Below are 17756 nucleotides of genomic sequence, written 5' to 3'. Positions count from 1 at the left end.
CCTGACATTGAATGAGCGCGCCTGGTTGCGGTTCCTCCGTGACGTGAGCAACGGAAGTGATCCTGAGCCGACCCTACGGCGAGTGCAGCTGTTGCGGCGCTTATGCGAGCCTCGGAGAGCTTGATGAAAATGCGTAGCATTACTGTGGTGGGGATGGGTGAAGTGCTGGGCTTCGTCGGATCCCTCTGGAAACAAAAAAAATTGTAAGTGATGTCCTAGTTGACGGACACGAAAACGAGCTCTGGCAAAACCACCTCCCATGCATCGCGGCGGAGAGTGTGCTGGAAGGCTTCACCTGAGTCTTCCTTCCGCCATGTAAGGATAGCGGCGACTTCACCCCGATCAAACCTGGTATTTGGCGGTGGTGCGAAGGATTTGGACATCCGGCTCAGCACTTGCCCTTTTTCATTGTGTAGCAACCAGCGGTCGCCGTCCTTTACCAATAACACTGCATCACCGACGCGTGCCGCATTAACTGCACTCAGAGAAGAATGGCCTGGATGCAGGCGTCCAGCATAGGAAAGATCAACCATCCGCGCCTCAGCCGCCTGAAAAAAGCGACGGGGACCAGGCAACGCGTTCATGTCAGGCTTCACGCTACGGGTGAGAACTGAAGGTGCTCCTGTTGGTAGGTATTCATGGTTGTCGTTGCTCATTACTACAAGGCTGCGGCGGGCACGTGTCATAGCGACATAGAACAGTCGACGGGGTGCGTCCTGATCTTCGGATCGCGAGGGCCGCTCCCACCCGCCATCGAGTATAACTACATCGTCAAATTCCAGGCCTTTTGCGCGGTGGGCCGTCAGCAGCTTTAACCCTCTTTGTTCATCCCAGCTATCACGGGACCATTCCGCGAACCATTCGACTATGTCTGGGACGGGCAGGCTGCGCGACCCAACCTCGCGTGCCAGTAGGCCCAGTCCTTCACCAATACGATCGGTCCAGCGCGAATGCGAAAGTGTGTTCAGCACTTCGGTCAACTGATTGATCGAGTAAAGCTTTGAGGGTGTCTCGCGTAGGGCTTTGACAAACGTCTGCATCTCGCGCATCCGCCATAGGCTAGGTATGTTTTCGTTAGCCATTTCAACCGGTATTCCGAGGTTTTCGGCAAAATCGCGCACCGGTATCAGCTTTCGCCAATCGCGCGAGATAATCGCGGCGCGTGACCATGTCCAATCGGGGTCGAGACGAGAGAGGCGGATCAACTCGTCTAGTGCGGCCATAGCTTGCTCTTCATTACCAGCGGGGCACTCAAGGATCTGCACACGGCCCTGTGCTACTGGATCCAATTTGGCCAGAGATCCACCGGCGTCAGCCTTCGTCCGGGCCTGATCTACGGCAATATCATGGCCAAGTTTCATACGCGCAGCTGCCCCAGCGATCACGGCATTGGCGGTGGCGACGATATGACCGGTAGAGCGGTAGTTCTCGGTTAAGAAAACCGGTTTTGCTGCGTAGTCCTGTTCAAACTGGCGGATGTAGCGGATCGATGCACCGGAGAAGGCATAAATGTTCTGGTCGTCATCACCCACGGCAAAGAGACTGAGTCGCAGATCGGGATCATCCAGAGTTCTCCCTGCCACAGCAGCGATCAGCGCGTATTCATCTGGACCGATATCCTGATATTCATCCACTAAAATCCAGCGATACCCCTGTATCAGTGTTTCACGCAGCGCTTCGGCCTCTTGCTTGCTTAGACCGTCACCCCGAAGCAGTGCCGCAGCCTTTTGCAATAGACCTTTGAAATCGGGGATGTCGGCTGTTTGAATGCCCGCGAAACTAGCTCCGACCAGGCGCATAGCCAGTGAATGCACCGTTGAGACGGTTACTAAGGTTGAGTCATCTCCAACTAACCGGCGAAGGCGTTCACGTATTTCAGCGGCTGCGTGACGGTTGTAGGCCAGCACGAGGATACCGCGGGGATCCTCGCGTTTGATGCGCAGCAGATAAGCGATGCGATGAACCAGGACTCGTGTTTTGCCCGAGCCTGGTCCTGCCAGCACAAGGACGTTGGTTTGTCCCCGGTTGTCACGCACAATTTTTTGCTGCACCGGATTGCCCAGGCTGTCGACAATTGCCTTATAGGTGGCGCCAGTGGCCTGACGCCGGAATTCGGTCCCGCGCCCCGGCATCCATCGGCGCATGAAGGCGTCTTGCTCCAGCACGAAATAGTCGTCGGACAAGCGCTGCGCTGTCTCAATGTTTTCCAGTCCTTTTTCCGCGTAGGCTGCCATCACATGGGTTTGAATGGTTTGTTCGTCATAGTGTTCCTCGAGTGGTGCGAAATGCTGGACGGTGAAACCACCTCCTTTGGAGCCAAGATGCACCGTTATGGCAGGGCGAAAGATGGACAGTCCGCGTCCCAGCGTAACCACCTGCTGTTCATGCATCCACAAAAGTGATCGGTCCATTAAGCGGTTTGGGTCTTTGATACTGGTGCGCAAAAGCGTATCGCCGGTAATCGTGGACAGCATCGCTCCCAGAGTGGTCTCGACCTGAATGTCCTTGCCGTGTGTGCCTTTCGGCACGAGGGTCAGAAGATGCGCCAGCAGGCGTTGTGCGCCCTGATGGCGCAACTCGGCGGTTTGAGCGACAAAGCGCCAAGACTGTTGAAGACGCACAAGGATGCTACCGCGCACTGATTTACGCAGAGAAAGGTTGCCACGCCCTCCCTCCGTATCACGTCCATCCTGTGCCATACCGCGCAGAAGGGTCTCCACCAGATACGGACGCACCTCGCCATGGCCGCGCTGTTGCAACTCCTGACAGGCAATGGAAAGGTTGAACGGAATCGGTTCAGCCTGATCGGCATCTGGGGCCATTTCGCGCATCACGGCGATTAGGTCTTCTTCTAGTCGCGCTGCCCGATCCAGCCGGGCTTGCGATGCGTCGGTCACGCCATAGTGCACAAAAATGGTTATATTGGTGTCGTCGCTGGCAATTCCAATCGCCTCCAGATCGGTCAGCGCCTTGCGCAATTCAGCGGAGGAGAGCCCGCTAGTTCCTGCTAATTCGTCGGTGGAAACACCTTCTCCCACTGGTGTGTTTACGATATGGCGCACTATCGCCAGCAGTTGCTTGCGCCGAGCGCCCGTGATGTCTGCCTTATCCAACAAGGTGGCGGCGGTATCCACATCGCGCACGAGTAGGGAGGCGGGGAAGACCTGCACGCTGTTTTCTTCACGCCGCAACAGACTCGCTTCCTCCAGCCAAGCAACGGCGGTCTTTACGCGCGTGTCTTCAGTGTTGTTGTCACGCTGGAATTCAAAGTCTTTTTCTTCTCTCACGATCTCGCCCGGAGTGGCGACGATCTTACCTTCGTCTCGAGTGCGCATATCCAAGCGACGTAGCGCTTTAAGGATGGCACCTATTTCATGCCGTGCAAGGCGGGAGCGGGCCGAAAGGCTGAATTGGCGTTCAACGTCCTCTATGTTGAACAATAACACGCAGCTAGCGGGGTCGCGGTCGCGTCCCGCGCGTCCTGCCTCTTGTAAGTAGTTCTCCAACGAGCCTGGCACGTCGCCGTGGACTACTAGGCGGATGTCAGGTTTGTCGATGCCCATGCCAAAGGCGTTGGTCGCAGCAATCACGCGCAATTCGCCGGTCCGGAATTGTTCTTGAATCTCGTGCTTTTCTTCGGGAGGTAGGCCAGCGTGGAAACGTTCGGCGCTGACACCCTGTTGTTTCAGGAATTCGGCCACGCGTTCTGTCGCACCTCGGGTCGCGCAATAGACAACGGCTCCGGAGACGCCAGAGGCGGGCAAGCCCTGCTCGATCGCGTTCAGAATATCTGCGAGTTTCGTCGCGCGCTGGGTTTCACGCACCGAAAAAGAAAGGTTCGTGCGCGACGCACCACCGTCCAGCAGGATCAGATCCTGATCCAGTCGTGTTTTGAAATGCTCTCTTATATCGCGCACTACCTCGGGTTTGGCAGTGGCGGTAAGGCAAAGTATCGGAGCGGGGGCATCGCCGGAGTTTTCTTTGATGAAGCGGCTGACGTAGCGGTAGTCGGGCCTAAAATCATGGCCCCATTTTGAGATGCAATGTGCTTCGTCTAGCACCCAAAGGCCAATTTCGCGTTGTGCCAGAGCGCTGCGAACTGACTTGTTGCGAAGCTGTTCGGGTGAAATCATCAAGATCGCAGCATCACCCATGCGCACTTTGTCCAGAGCGTCGTGACGTTCAGGCAGCGACAGAAGGCCGTTGATCGTGACGGCGGAAGATATACCGGCTCTCGCCAGGCCCTGCACCTGATCGGCCATGAGTGCGACTAGCGGTGAGATAACGACGGTTAGCGCACCGGTCTTGTCGAACCGTGAAAGGGCTGGAATCTGATAGCAGACTGACTTGCCAGTTCCGGTTGGAAGGATGCCCAGAACGCTTTTGCCTGCCATCGCCTCAGCTACAATGCGTTCCTGCAAGGGTTGACCGAATTCGTCCACGGGTTCGGGTCGGAAGGACGGAAAGCCGAACCAGCGATCTAGCGCCCTTTTAGGATCGTTGTGTTCGACACACCATTGGCAAGAGTCATCGTTACAAGCAGCCTCTCGCAAGTGACGCACAATCAGAGAAGCTTCGCGAAATTGCATGCGAACCCAGGGAGGCATGACGCTGTCGCCGCCAGCAACAGAAATCCACGACAAGGCATAGGCCAAAGGCCAGGCAAGGTTCGGGTTTTCCATCCGGCTAAGAGTCTGTTCGAGCCGATGCAAGCAGACTTGTCCAGCCAAAAGGTGGCGAACGGCGTCAAAAGCTTCTTGTTTATTGGGTCTGCTAGTGCATCGCACAGCAGTAAAAAGAGCGTCAAACCCTCCGCTGCGTGGGGGGCGTGTGGCAAGGAAATGATAGGCTGTCAGCGCATCTGGGGTCGTGGTGTTTAGCTTGGCGAACGCCTCGATCTGGTTTTGCAGAACCTCGAAGACCAGACGTGCATCCTTTTCGGGATCGTTGACATGACCCGTTTGCAACCGTCCGTCTTGATAGTGTTTGACTAAATGGTGATAGGGGTTGCGCGGGAAGGCCAAAGGATTGAGCCAGAGTGTGTCGATTGGTGCCTCTGCCAAGGCGGCAAAGCGGGGCGCAGCAGCGGCCAGGTGGGGCAGGTCGTGGTGCAAGATGTTGTGGCCGATGACACTGTCGAAACCTTTACAATATGTGTCGAGTTGCGACAGTGCTGAGGCGGAGCTGCTTTTTTCGACGAGGGCTGGTCGGGAGTCATCGTTCGTTGTGGCAGCCAATGCGAATATCCGAGCGGATTTAGGATCCACTTCCAGGTCAATCGATACACAGCGCTCAAGAAAGCGCGAAATGTCCACCTGACCGTTCGTTATCATTGCTCGCCAAATTTTCTCTTTTAGTGTCTCCTTGATAGCTACCGGATTACAGACAAAAGAGAAGGTGCGTTTCAAATTGCTCTTCGCAATGTGGATTCCTCGCACTCCTCAATGGTTGCATAAGGTTGACAAAGGTTTACATCCACCCTCCCGGGATCAACGGAATGTAAACCTTTCACCTCTCAAAACACCCCAAAATCAGGCCAAAGGTTTACACTAAGTTTACCTTAAGTTGACAGATTTCACCCGAAAACCAGTTTTTCAGAGCAAAATGTAAACCTTTGAACCAGACAAACCCATAAAAACAACGGTTCTCGGAAAACACACATCCGAACCAAGGCCAGAAAAGCGCACAGAGCGACGAAACACAGGCCAGACGACACCTGACACACGTAAGAGAACGGATGCAACTCAGGCCAGCGTAGAGAGCGCCTGAGCATAAACCTCATAGAGAGCAAACTCACCCGATCAGGCCAGCAAAGCTATTGAGCTACTCCGGAGATCGAATACCGACGATTGCTCATAGACAGGAAATAGATGCACCTAGAGAGAACACACCTAAGAGAGCGTATGTGCCTAGAGAGAAGAGGTGTGAGAGAAAGCCCCTATAGAGAGCACGCACAGGTAAGGTGATAGATCGATCGCAAGGGAAACGTAGGAGGGAGTATCCAGGGGCGGAGCCCAATTTGCGCTTGTGTTTACCAGACCTTTTGTATGCTCCGTTGCTTCTAAGTGCTCATTGGGAAGCTTGTAACTTGCGGTGAAGCGTATTGAAGGCTGCACTTTGATTGTATGTGCTGTTATTCCGTTGGAAGTTCGCATTGCGACTTCAAGAGAGTAGCTTCATTGAACCCTTGAGGCGTCGTTCCGCATCTTTTGCAATCGCCATAAGTCTTTCCTGTCGAGTTGGCTCACTAACAGCGTCGTTAACCGGTATAAGCCTGCTCTCGACAGGGCGATCCGACTTTTCATTGTTCGACCGGCTTGGAACGTTTTTCGGTTTATGCGGATTCTTAGATTTTGCCATTGCCCCTAACTCCTACCCTGATCGAAAATAGAGTGATGATTGTTTTCTGGCAACCGCCCGGAAATCAACACCAGCAACCCAGGCGTGTCGCCCCTTCGCACCAGTGGCGCGGTCGTATAACTTGCAGTTCGTTACGCCCAACTGGGCGGCTCAAAAAACTGATCGGGGGCCTGAAGTTGGACAAACTGTCAGTCATGCAAGCTTTTCGCCGTATCGTTGAACGCGGCAGCTTTGCTCGTGCGGCGGAAGACCTTGGTGTTTCTCCTGCGCTTCTCAGTAGAGAAATCAAGCTTCTGGAGGAAAGTCTGGGAACCGTTCTTCTCACCAGAACGACCCGATCTATGTCACTGACTGACACCGGCAGTCTCTACTACCAAGATGCGATTGGAATTCTCGACGCGGTCGAAAAAACGGAGCAGACCATCAGAGATGGTTCCAAAGCGGTGCGTGGGCACCTTCGGGTGAATGCGTCAAGTTCCTTCGGCCAAACCGTTATTGCACCGATGCTTCCAGAGTTCTTAGAAACCTATCCAGATCTGCGATTTACCCTTTCGATGGACGATAAGGTGATCGATATGGTCGAGGGCGGGTTCGATCTGTCGATACGAATCCGAGCTGCGATGCCGGATTCGGCCCTTGTTGCGCGACGGATCGGCGTGATGCGACAGCGGATTTTTGCGTCTCCTGACTATTTGGAGCGATGCGGGACGCCGACCCAGCCGGCGGATCTGAAAAACCACGCTATCATCGGCTTTTTGCTTGCTGATCATTTGACGAGCTGGAAGCTTTCGGCCACCAACGGTGTCACAGCACTAGAGCTTGATCCGCGCGTGCGTGTCGGCAACAGCCTCGTTTTGCGGGATCTGCTGATAGCGGGGCAAGGTATCGGAACTCTGCCCGAGTTCGTCTCTGATGCTCCTGAAGCCAGCGGAACCTTAGTGAGAGTTCTTCCTGACCACGAATTGCCCGCGCCGGAAGTATTCGCCGTTACAGCATCTCGCTTGGGAATGGACGCAAAGGTTACAGCCTTTCTTGATCATCTGCGTCTGGCTCTCAGGTCCTGACATTATTCAATACAGGTAAAGAGTGATGTCAAAGAGCGTGACTTAATTGGCGGCGCCACAAATTCCATTCTCTCAGGGAACAAGTCACAGCCCTGAGAGGTATCCTATGTCACGTATTCTCGTTCTCTATTATTCAAGCTATGGCCACGTCCGCACATTGGCCGATGCCGAAGCTGAAGGCGCCAGAAGTGTTCCCGGCAACAAAGTTGACGTTCGGCGTGTGCCCGAAACTGTCCCTGAGGAAGTCCGCCAACAGGCTGGCTATGTAGTGGATGATACGCCAATCGCCTTGCCGGCAGATCTGGAAAACTATGATGCAATAATTTTAGGAACACCGACCCGATTTGGCATGATGGCTGGCCAAATGAAGTCCTTCCTTGACCAGACCGGAGGGCTTTGGGCCAGGAATGCTCTGGTTGGAAAAGTCGGGGCGGTCTTTGCATCAACAGGTTCGCAACACGGTGGGCACGAGGCGACCCTTCTGACAACGCAAGTCCCGCTTCAACACTTTGGGATGCTGATTGCCGGAATGCCCTACACATTTTCTGGCCAGACTACATCAGAAGAAATCATTGGCGGCGCACCATATGGTGCCGGAACGATCGCCGGTGCTGATGGTTCCCGCACACCTACCGAAACTGACCTAGCGGGAGCGCGGTTCCAGGGCGCTCATGTTGCAAGGATTGCCGCGTGCCTCGCTGGATCAAACCTGCAAGCGGAAGCAGCTTAACCCGCGCTGCTCTGTCGTCTCACTCAAATTCTCAAACGCTTCAGCCGGGAGACATACAATGTCACGCTTAACCGATATTCTTCTCACCTCACTCGCCCCAGCGGTATGGGGAAGCACCTACCTGGTAACTACGGAAGCGCTCCCGGCTGGCTATCCGATTACCCTGGCTGCGTTACGAGCTTTGCCTGCTGGCTTGTTGTTGCTTGCAGTGACGCGCTGCGTTCCACCACGCGAATGGCTCGGTCGAACTTTCGTCTTAGGCAGCCTCAATTTCGCTCTGTTCTGGGTGCTCCTCTTCGTTGCTGCGTATAGGTTACCCGGTGGTGTGGCCGCCACCCTAGGATCGTTGCAAACAATGATCGTGATTTTGATGGCGTGGGGATGGCTGGGAACCCCAATACGACTTGGTGCACTCGGTGCCGCCGCGACTGGCGTAATGGGTGTGTCTCTGCTGCTGAGCGGGCCAGAAGCACAACTTGATTGGATCGGTATAGCAGCGGGTTTGGGAGGAGCCGCGTCAATGGCTGCTGGGACTGTTCTCAGTAGGAAATGGCAACCTCCGGTCTCGGCGCTTAGTTTCACAGCGTGGCAATTAACAGCCGGTGGTTTGATACTGCTGCCAATTGCATTGTTCGTTGAGCCACCTCTCCATGCGCTCAGCGCGACAAATGTCGCCGGCCTTATCTGGCTTGGTTTGATAGGTGCTGCAGCAACCTATGCTCTTTGGTTTCGTGGCATAGCGCGCCTGGACCCCAGTGCAGTTTCGATGCTCGGCATGATGAGTCCTGTTACAGCTGTCGTGCTCGGCTGGGTATACTTGGGACAAACGCTTAGCCTCACCCAGTCCATAGGAGCAGTCATAGTTATTGGCTCTGTTGTGGTCGGCCAAAGCGTGGGTCGAAGAGACAATTCGGGTTTGAAAAAATGGAGACCAGCAACAGCTGGACCTGTCTGATGGGTGCAGAGCTGCAAACAGCGAACCCAATCACGCAAGTGGGCGAGGAATGGCTCAGCGCTTCGCTCAAGCCCGTTCGCCAGATCCCTACAATATCGAAGTCCTAGGTTTCCCTCCGAATAATGAAGGGGATGCATTCTGGCGCCCCCACGTTCGGGTGTTCCAAAACTCCTGTAGCCATGGTGGAATGGTGGTCGAGCAACCAAGCGCTGAGAGCGCTCAGGGCGAGCGTTTCTACTTAAGTGCTGTCGCATATCGAAAACCGCGTTGGACGCTGCCAGTGAGCGCCCGATGCAGTCTGGTATTGTGCGTAGGTTTCAAGCGGTCACAGTGTGGTTCATTTCAAAGTAGCGGCGGACCAACCGGTTATTTTGGAGACCAACCATCGTTCTTGCGCTTCTTGTTTCATAGCAACATCTTATGCGGGATTAGACATGTTCACAATTGAGCGAAACTTACGAAAGATGCTTCGGCATTTTTCGCGCATTATCAGAAACATGTCCGAAGCAACGTTGGGCAGATCAAGGCAGGGGTAAACCGTGGCAAATTACAACACTCAAGAAGACGCGGATTTCTATTTCGACATTATCCAAAGGGTAGGAGGGGAAAAGATCAACGATCTCGCATTCGGTGTGCTTTGGCGTATGCGGAAAGTGCCGTTTCAAGATCTCACAGGAGACTATTTCCCTTGGCCTTACTCAGGCGAGAAGAAAGAATTTTCCGTTGTGGACGAGCTGATCTGGGTTATGAACGAGGACGCTCATAGGCTTTTTGAAGACAATTACCGACCTGTTATTCGCCCACATTGTAAGAACGTGGTGTCAACTCTGCGCGACGGTGAAGAGGATCTCCTAATTGTTGCCACCTCAGACGGGGGCGACGATGGCCTGACACACTTCGAGCGCCTTGAGCGAGTTGAACTCGAAATTGAAGATGCAGTTTTCAGGATAGCTAAAAACCACGATCCAGCCACTCTTAAAGAGGAGTTTGAAGCCCTAGGATATCAGTCGTGACGTCGAACGTTTAATGCTATTAGAAACCAAAACTAAGAAGAAAAAGGACATATGAGCAATAAACGCATTGGCCCAAAGCGCCGCAAGGGCGGCAGTGGTATGATCGGGATGGGCAGAGGAGATCTGTTTCAAACTGGCGGCTCCATATCGCGGAAGATGCCACCTACTGAGGTTGTCCAAGGCACTGGAGGTAGAGTTGGGTTCAAAACCGTCAAAGTTGATCGGGCGGCTGCATCATTTGCATCCAGGCTATGGGGGAATGAAGTCCTAGGGTTTTACGATGAACTCAAGGGGGATGCATTCTGGCGCCGCGGATACTTCGGCTTCGGAAGCTCCTAGGGAGGTTTCGGCCTATTTTCCTGACGAAAAAATTCACTCGTAGTCGACTGAGTTCCTACATTTGCTCGTTGCCAATAAAGAAATCCTGGACGTTCCTTCTTTTCCGTTTGGGAGCATCTATCACCTCGCCTCGGGTGATCCATTCGGGCAAGTCCAGATCAGAATGGGATAGGCCCCAAGCAACCATTAGTCGACCGCAACTTCGCCCATTGGCCAGAGACACATCTAGCTCTTCATCCAAGTCCAAGTCTTGCTTGGCAAATGTGGTATTGAACACGGCATTCTTTATGAGCCTCTGCGCTTCTGAAAACGTTCCTTGGAATTCGGAGCAGTGTCTTCCTCCACCAATGACAAACAGGGGCATCGTTCCTCCCCATGCGGATGCATTGTATCCCGTCTTCTTGTAAGAATCCCGGAGGGGATCGCAAACAAAGCTGCCGATGGCTGTTGCCAGCTTATTGGCCGGAACTCCCTCGCTGACAGCGATCCTTGCGACTTCTGCCCCAAACGGTTTGACCGCGCTCCCGTAAATCTTCACCAGCGAACTACCGTCATCACGCTGGTAAAAACCAAAGCTGACAGCGTCAATGGTGAGACCTCCAAAGTCACAGATCATGAACTGGCCGTTATGTTTTTGGGCAGAATGAAAATACCCCATGACTGCGCCAATGAACTCTGGAACGATCAAGGTCGGGACGCTCACTTTTCGATTTGAAAGGCTGGAATCTTCAAGCTCCCTTTCGACGACGGCTCTACAAATTGGCGCCTCCGAAAGTGCGACCCTAAGAGCGGCACCAACGCAATTCTGAAATCTTTCTAACTGCGGTGAACTACCTCCAGATTCTGTCGGAAATCCAAAGTTCGCGGACAAACCGATGCTTTTTTCGCTGAGACTACGCCCCAGTTTTTCCCACAACCACCCCAACGCATGACGTATCATCAAGGCAAGATATGCGGATACGTCGACCTCTTCGGCAACCAATCCTGAAGTCTCTTTTTTGGTCTTGTTCAGGAATGCCACTTTCAAGTGGTTTCGCCTTTCAGACTCAGTCGATGCACACAAGCTGAAGTGGCCGTTAGGTCTCTCCCAAAGCTGAGTGGTCCAGTAATAAGGGTGATTGTCGGATTGTAGTTCTCCTGGTGCAGGAACTGCGTAAGCACCTAAACCTTCCTCGTAAGGAAACCTTAACACGACCTTGCTGCTGGTCGATCCTAGATCGAAGCCACCCTCATCCTAGACGGCGAAGGCGAACAAGAAGCTTTTTCAGGTGACGTAGGCGTCGTTCCGTTGAAAAAAGTGCACACCGCTCGCTCAGGGGACGAAGGGGCAACCATTTTGGTGTTCCGTGTCCATGAGGAGGGCCAGCCAGGCAGAGTTTTGGTCAGCGACTGATTTTCAAGACAAAGGCGAAATATCCTTTACCGAATGCATGGTTGTCGGAACCGGGGGGGTGCCGTTTGCCTTCACACTTGCAACCCTGCTTTTTTCCACCCGCTGCGCCAGCGATCAGCGCAGGTTGGAATAGAGAATAATGGTAAACGTGTTGTCTCGGTTATCGAAGCCGCATTCGGAGCGATTTCGTTCAATTTGACAGCCGCTGTTTTTGCCGCATCTATGTCATCGAGCTCAGCGAGCGAGGCAATCAGCATCAGGTGGCTCATCAGGAAGGTTGCACGCACAGACAAGGCTTCGCGACAGGCCTGCGCGGCTTCCTCATAACGTCCCAAGTGAAACAAGGCGGCACCCTGTCCCATGAAAGCGGCGTGCCGCAATGGATCACCCGGGCTGAGTTCGACAGACCGGACTGCATGTTCCAGCGCCTTGTCAGGGCGATTCAGCAAATAAAGATTTGCAGCGGCGAGCATGTGGACCGTCGCCGCGTTGGGATTTTCCGACAATGCTTCCTTAAAGGCTGTCCGCGCGCGGGACAGGTCTTGTGCCAGCATAGAGATTGAATGCGCGGCATAAGCCTTTGCAATGCCGTCCGCGCGATCGCTCCGCAGCACCTGCTCTGCGGCCGCGACAGCTGACTTGGGTCCCTGATCTACAGGTTCCAAACCTTGCACAAGACGTTGGATATGAAGCCATGCTAGCAAGCCCGCTGCGGAGGCGTATTCCGGATCTCGATCCAAAGCCAGTTTTGTCAGTCGTATTGCCTCTATGTTGTCTTGGTCAGTCAGCAAGTGGAAATGTGATAAAGCTCGGAGGTAGAGCTCGTATGCCTGTAAGTCCTTGGTGGGTTTTGCACGCGCACGATTTGTTTCAGCGTGCCGCACCGATGGTTCAATAGCTGTAACTACGTCTTCGGTGACTTGATCTTGAAGATCAAAGATGTCGTCGAGCACACCGTCAAAGCGGTCCGCCCACAAATGGCTCCCATTTTCGGTATCTATGAGCTGTCCCGTGATGCGGACGCGCTGCCCGGAACGCCGAACGGAGCCTTCCAGTACATACCGAACCCCTAAGTCGCGGCCCACGTCGCGGATGTCCGTGCTTTTCCCCTTATAAGCAAAAGAAGAGTTTCGTGCGACGACCATCAACCAACGAAACCGAGATAGCTCAGTTATGATGTCTTCCGTTATGCCATCGGCAAAGAACTCCTGCTCCGGATCACCCGACATATTGTCGAATGGGAGCACTGCGATTCCCGGCCTCACATCCGCTTTGATCGCGAGATTGGCTTTCGTACCCTTTGGCCAACACCAGATTCCAACATGCCGCGTGATGTTTTTCAGTTCGGTTTGCTCTCCGCCGTCGAATAATCCCGCATCGTTACGGTCAAGGCTGTTATGTGACATATCTGAAAAGAGCACTTGTCCCGGCTTCGCGAGAGCCTCCAGACGCGCCGCAACATTGATGCCGTCGCCGAAAATGTCATCGCCATCGGTTACCACTTCCCCTGTGTGAACCCCGATGCGCAGTTTGATGTGGTCAGGTTTGTGGGCGGACTGAACTGCAATCGCGCAAGCTGCTGCTTCAGATGGTGATTGAAACTCGACGATCCAGCCGTCGCCCATGCTTTTGATCAGTGAACCATTGGTATCTTCCACGATCGGGAGAAACGTGTCCTCGCGGAAGGTCTTTAATGCAGCGACTGTGCCAGTACGGTCCTGATCCATCAGCGCGGAATACCCCACAATGTCGGCGGCCAATACCGTCGTGAGACGTCTTCCCATTCACCCCTCCTCTTTGCAATGAAGTTAGCTCGGTGGGTTGCTTCTGTCAGCCCATTCGTCAGATTTTGAAAAGCCTTAATGAATAGAAAGCACAGGTACAGGCATACACGCACAACTAAAAAGGTAATGCTCAAATACCTGTCGCGCATTCAGCAAACGGTCACCTTCATATCCGCGGAGTTAGTCACTTGCGTTTCTTTAGCTGCCAATGTTCGTGGCAAAGCAATTCCGCTTTGGGCTCGTTCCGGACCTCGGAGGCGGCGCAGCATCTGCGAGGGCTAGGCAGGAAGGACCGGCGAGGACGGCCCGATCCGGACATACAAAGTGCAATCAGATGCTGCGTTGTAGCTGATCAAGAGCCGACGTTCGTACTAATCTCAGGTTCTGGTCAACCTGAAATTCGGCCAATCCACCAAATCGTGCTCGAGATTTCTCGTCTATTTAGTGCAGTTCCGCTTCTCCAGGATTGGACCTCAGCGGCCGCTCTCAATTCCCGCTATATGTGTTCCACTCAAATGGTTACTCCTGAATCCGAGCGTCTCAAGCGTAGTCGTTTAGTCCGAAGAATAGGTAGATTTATATTCAGATTGGATTGAGTGTTAGGGTGTAGTCACAACATTGTACCCGCACCTTCAAGAAAAGGTGCTCTTGGATTTTGGGGGATCGAGTGATTGAATTTTATAAATCTATCTTGAGAACTACGGGACATCGTCAGGTGGTCAACATCTTGCTGTCGCTGGCCATTGCCGCCCTGGCGGCGTTTCCACTGAACTACCAGAAGGAAATCGTGAACGGTCTGACCGAAAAGAACATAAGCGCCGGAGGCTTGCTGTGGCTTGGTGTTGCTATGGGCGCGGTGATAACCCTGAGCCTCGCGCTGAAATGGGCGCTGGGGTATCTTTCGAGCGTCCTTGGCGAGGACATGGTCCGCAAGCTGCGCACGCGTATTTGCAATCTGTCTCGCGAAAACCCGGCGGGTTCCGAGAAAGTTGCCTATGGTGCCAAGGCAACAATGGTGTCGGCCGAAGCCGAACAAGTAGGAAAGTTCTCCGGTAGCGCTCTGTCTGAACCCATCGTACAGGCCGGAACCCTTGTTGTGATTATTGGGTATATTGCGGCCAACCAACCCTCTCTGGGGCTGATTGCAATTGGCATGATTATCCCTCAGGTGTTTATTGTTCTTCTCGTCCAGACGCGTGTGAACTCCCTTGTGTCTGACAGAGTTCACACATTGCGCAAAGCCACAAACTGGCTTGTTGACCCTGATCGCTCGACCGCGGAGATCACTCCTAAATTTGACGAGATCTACGATACCCGTTCCCGGATATTCGTCTGGAAGCTGTCTTCGAAATTTGTACTCAGCGCCATCAACGGAGCCGGGACGGTGGGGGTTCTTGTCGTGGGCGGTTGGCAGGTCCTGGAAGGCAATACGGATGTCGGCACAGTCGTCGCCGCCACCGTAGGTTTGACACGTCTTCAGGGCCCGACGCGGCAGCTGATTGCCTTTTATCGACAGGTCAGTGCAACAGCTGTGAAGTTTGAACTGCTGCGGGAAGCAGGCGTGGATATGGCTGACGCGACCCTCTGAAATTTGCACGCATGGATAGACGCCCTATCGTTTGAAGGGAGTAATATAATGACGAATGAAGCCGGATTTGTCTTCGCTCTGATTGCCGTCGCGGGTGTGCTGATGGCAAGCAACCGTGTTCGCTATGACTTCGTTGCCTTGATAGTTGTTCTTGCGCTTGCCCTCAGCGGCACGCTGACAATTGGAGAAAGCCTCTCGGGCTTTGGGAACAGCGTTGTAATCCTTGTCGCCTGCCTTCTTGTGCTGGGCGAAATGTTGGATAGAACCAGTGTCGCTCGCGCAGTAGGGGACGCTATCATGCGGCACGGTGGTCGTGGTGAAACTGGATTGCTGGTGCTCATCATGATCAGCACGGCGCTTCTGGGAAGCGTTATGAGCTCAACAGCCGTCGTCGCAATTTTCATACCGGTCATTCTGCGAATTGCTCAAGAAACGGCAAACGACAAGGCTCGTTTTTTGATGCCGATGTCCTATGCCGCGTTGATAAGTGGCATGCTGACCCTGATCGCCACGCCTCCGAACCTTGTCGTAAGTGATGAGTTGGTCGCGCAGGGATACCAACCTTTCGGTTTGTTTTCCTTCTTTTTGATCGGCGCGTCGGTTCTGGTTGTTGCAGTCCTGTTTGTCTTGTTTTGGGGCCGCTACCGGTTGAAGACCAAATCGACCCCTGATGAGCAGGAGTTCGCAATTTCCGGAACGACGCTTGCAGGTATGTGGGAAACCTTTGGATTGGATGTACATTCCGCGACTTTCAAGGTCACTGGCAAAGTACTCTCAGAGGACGTTGACAAGCTGACGGGAAGTGGCACGGCAATACTCGTTCGACTGCGGCCTGACGCCAAAGGAAAGTACCTCGAAGCCATGTTTCGTGAAGGTATGGAATTGTTACCGGGTGACATTGTTTTCATTCGAGGATCCCAAGATGCACTGGCGGAGATATCAACCAATACGTTGTTTTCCAAAACTTTGGGTTTTCAGAAATCAAGTACTGTTTGGATCGATCAGTTGGGTCTCGCGGATGTATTGATCCACCCCGAGGCTACTGTGATTGGTCGACAAATGCATGATGCACCCGGGTTCGAATTCAAAGGGATTGAGATTGTTGGCCTGGTGAGAAACAGCGAGCCCGTCGAACACCCCAACAGTACAGTATTGCAAGCAGGCGATCGTCTTATGCTTGCCGGATCGTGGGAAGACTTGGATCGTGCGGTTGAAAGGCATGATATGTTGGTGCTTCTGTCCTTCCCAAATGAGCGGATATCCGTCCCACCGGCAGCTACGGGTTTTTGGGCTGCGATTGCCATCATGGTCACGATGGTTGCTCTAACGGTCTCAGAACTCGTCTCAATAACTACTGCAGTACTGATGGCCGCGGTAGCGGCAGTCTTGCTTCGCACTCTTTCCGCCGAAGACGCCTATCGCGCCGTAAAACTTCCAAGCCTCGTTCTTATCGCCGGGATGTTGCCACTTGCTGACGCGCTGCAGGCTACGGGCGGATCGGACATAATCGTTGACCAACTACTTTACATTGTCGGAGAAGCCAGTCCGCGCGCAGTCATGGCGGCGATCTTTGTTTTAACGGCCCTATTGGGCTTAGTCCTATCCAATACTGCCTCTGCGGTACTTGTTGCGCCGATTGCTATTTCAGCCGCCGAAGCACTTGGAATTTCGCCATACCCAGTTGCGCTGTGTGTTCTGATCGCTGCATCCGCGTCATTTTCGACTCCGATCTCAACACCTGTGGTCACATTGGTCGTTGCACCCGGGGGGTATAGTTTTGCTGACTTCCTCAAGCTCGGTGTGCCGCTCACAATACTGACCGGCTCTGTCGCGGTGATCATCGCTCCAATGCTGTTCCCTTACTAAAGGTTTCAGGCATCCTTTCCTCCCAGAGAGCGAGAGATCAGGAAAACGATACGCAAAGAAATCGCTACAACAAGTAACTCAGCGGTCAGCGTCAAGAGTAGGGTCATGATGCTGACTGCATCAACCGCCGAAATCGTGTAGGGGCTGGCACCAGTTTCAGCTGCGGATATCTGCAAGCCAACTTGAGGGTTGGCCAGCATTGTGACCAGAAGCGCAAAAGCTGCTCCAAACAATGAAACAATTGTCAGAACAGCGCCGATCGTTCCGACCCAAACGCCGATCCACACGCGACTTTGAAGCCGGGCAGCTGAGGGGTCATCTCCAGTCTCTTTCAGCTTTCGCCCTAAAGACAAATAATGCCAACACCAAAATGTGGTGAAAGCGGGCAGGATCAAACCTAAGAAGGACAGCACGTTGCCCACGCCTGCGCCACCTCCGACAACGCCAAGGACAACGCCGCCCAGTACAACGACAATGATCAAAAAAACCAGTTGAACCCAGAAACCGATCTGGCCAAGCTTTACGAGCGCATGTGCGACGCGCCCGGAATTTTCCTCATGCCAATTAGCTGATTCCTCTGCCATATTGCAGTGCTCCCAACCAAAGCCCTATGATTTGAAGAAGGCCGTCTACGCTTTAGCTTGGCCGCCGATCTCTATCTAAA

Annotated in this window: 10 protein-coding genes; 6 read left to right on the top strand and 4 right to left on the bottom strand. The window is 53.6% G+C overall.

All coding sequences use genetic code 11. The features are described from left to right. Positions 1–215 precede the first annotated feature (215 nt). Positions 216–5333, bottom strand: a complete 5118-nt coding sequence (locus AC2FLD_RS07040; protein WP_496668141.1) for a RecQ family ATP-dependent DNA helicase — start codon at positions 5331–5333, stop codon at positions 216–218. A gap of 1203 nt (positions 5334–6536) precedes the next feature. Here AC2FLD_RS07040 and AC2FLD_RS07035 point away from each other — a divergent pair. From AC2FLD_RS07035 to AC2FLD_RS07020, 4 genes are all read left to right on the top strand, one after another. After that, positions 6537–7424 (top strand): LysR family transcriptional regulator, encoded by an 888-nt coding sequence (locus AC2FLD_RS07035; protein WP_496668139.1) that lies wholly within the window; start codon positions 6537–6539, stop codon positions 7422–7424. 106 nt (positions 7425–7530) lie between these two features. Then, positions 7531–8154, top strand: a complete 624-nt coding sequence (gene wrbA / locus AC2FLD_RS07030) for an NAD(P)H:quinone oxidoreductase (RefSeq protein ID WP_496668137.1) — start codon at positions 7531–7533, stop codon at positions 8152–8154. 58 nt (positions 8155–8212) lie between these two features. Further along, complete coding sequence (locus AC2FLD_RS07025) at positions 8213–9109, top strand: EamA family transporter (RefSeq protein WP_496668135.1); 897 nt, start codon at positions 8213–8215, stop codon at positions 9107–9109. Between the two features lie 539 nt (positions 9110–9648). Further along, positions 9649–10122: a hypothetical protein gene (locus AC2FLD_RS07020; RefSeq protein WP_496668133.1), complete on the top strand. Its 474-nt coding sequence runs from the start codon at positions 9649–9651 to the stop codon at positions 10120–10122. Positions 10123–10516: 394 nt separating this feature from the next. On the opposite strand, the gene AC2FLD_RS07015 is transcribed toward AC2FLD_RS07020, so the two are convergent. Together AC2FLD_RS07015 and AC2FLD_RS07010 are read right to left on the bottom strand one after the other, a co-directional pair. Beyond that, positions 10517–11488 (bottom strand): hypothetical protein, encoded by a 972-nt coding sequence (locus AC2FLD_RS07015; protein ID WP_496668131.1) that lies wholly within the window; start codon positions 11486–11488, stop codon positions 10517–10519. A 437-nt stretch (positions 11489–11925) separates the two neighbouring features. After that, the gene (locus AC2FLD_RS07010; protein ID WP_083445195.1) at positions 11926–13638 is read right to left on the bottom strand and encodes an adenylate/guanylate cyclase domain-containing protein; all 1713 of its coding nucleotides are present in this window, start codon (positions 13636–13638) and stop codon (positions 11926–11928) included. 715 nt (positions 13639–14353) lie between these two features. On the opposite strand from AC2FLD_RS07010, the gene AC2FLD_RS07005 reads away from it, so the two are divergent. Beyond that, the gene (locus AC2FLD_RS07005; protein WP_496668129.1) at positions 14354–15226 is read left to right on the top strand and encodes an ABC transporter ATP-binding protein; all 873 of its coding nucleotides are present in this window, start codon (positions 14354–14356) and stop codon (positions 15224–15226) included. Positions 15227–15229: 3 nt separating this feature from the next. After that, positions 15230–17092, top strand: a complete 1863-nt coding sequence (locus tag AC2FLD_RS07000; RefSeq protein ID WP_496668127.1) for an SLC13 family permease — start codon at positions 15230–15232, stop codon at positions 17090–17092. Between the two features lie 5 nt (positions 17093–17097). Here the strand turns inward: AC2FLD_RS07000 and AC2FLD_RS06995 are convergent, their stop codons facing one another. Then, complete coding sequence (locus tag AC2FLD_RS06995; RefSeq protein WP_496668125.1) at positions 17098–17676, bottom strand: DUF3611 family protein; 579 nt, start codon at positions 17674–17676, stop codon at positions 17098–17100. Positions 17677–17756 lie beyond the last annotated feature (80 nt).

The organism is Ruegeria sp. CDSA021 (genome assembly GCF_059612325.1).
The sequence above is the reverse complement of the archived record's forward strand: the minus strand, read 5'-3'. Positions and strand labels throughout refer to the sequence as shown.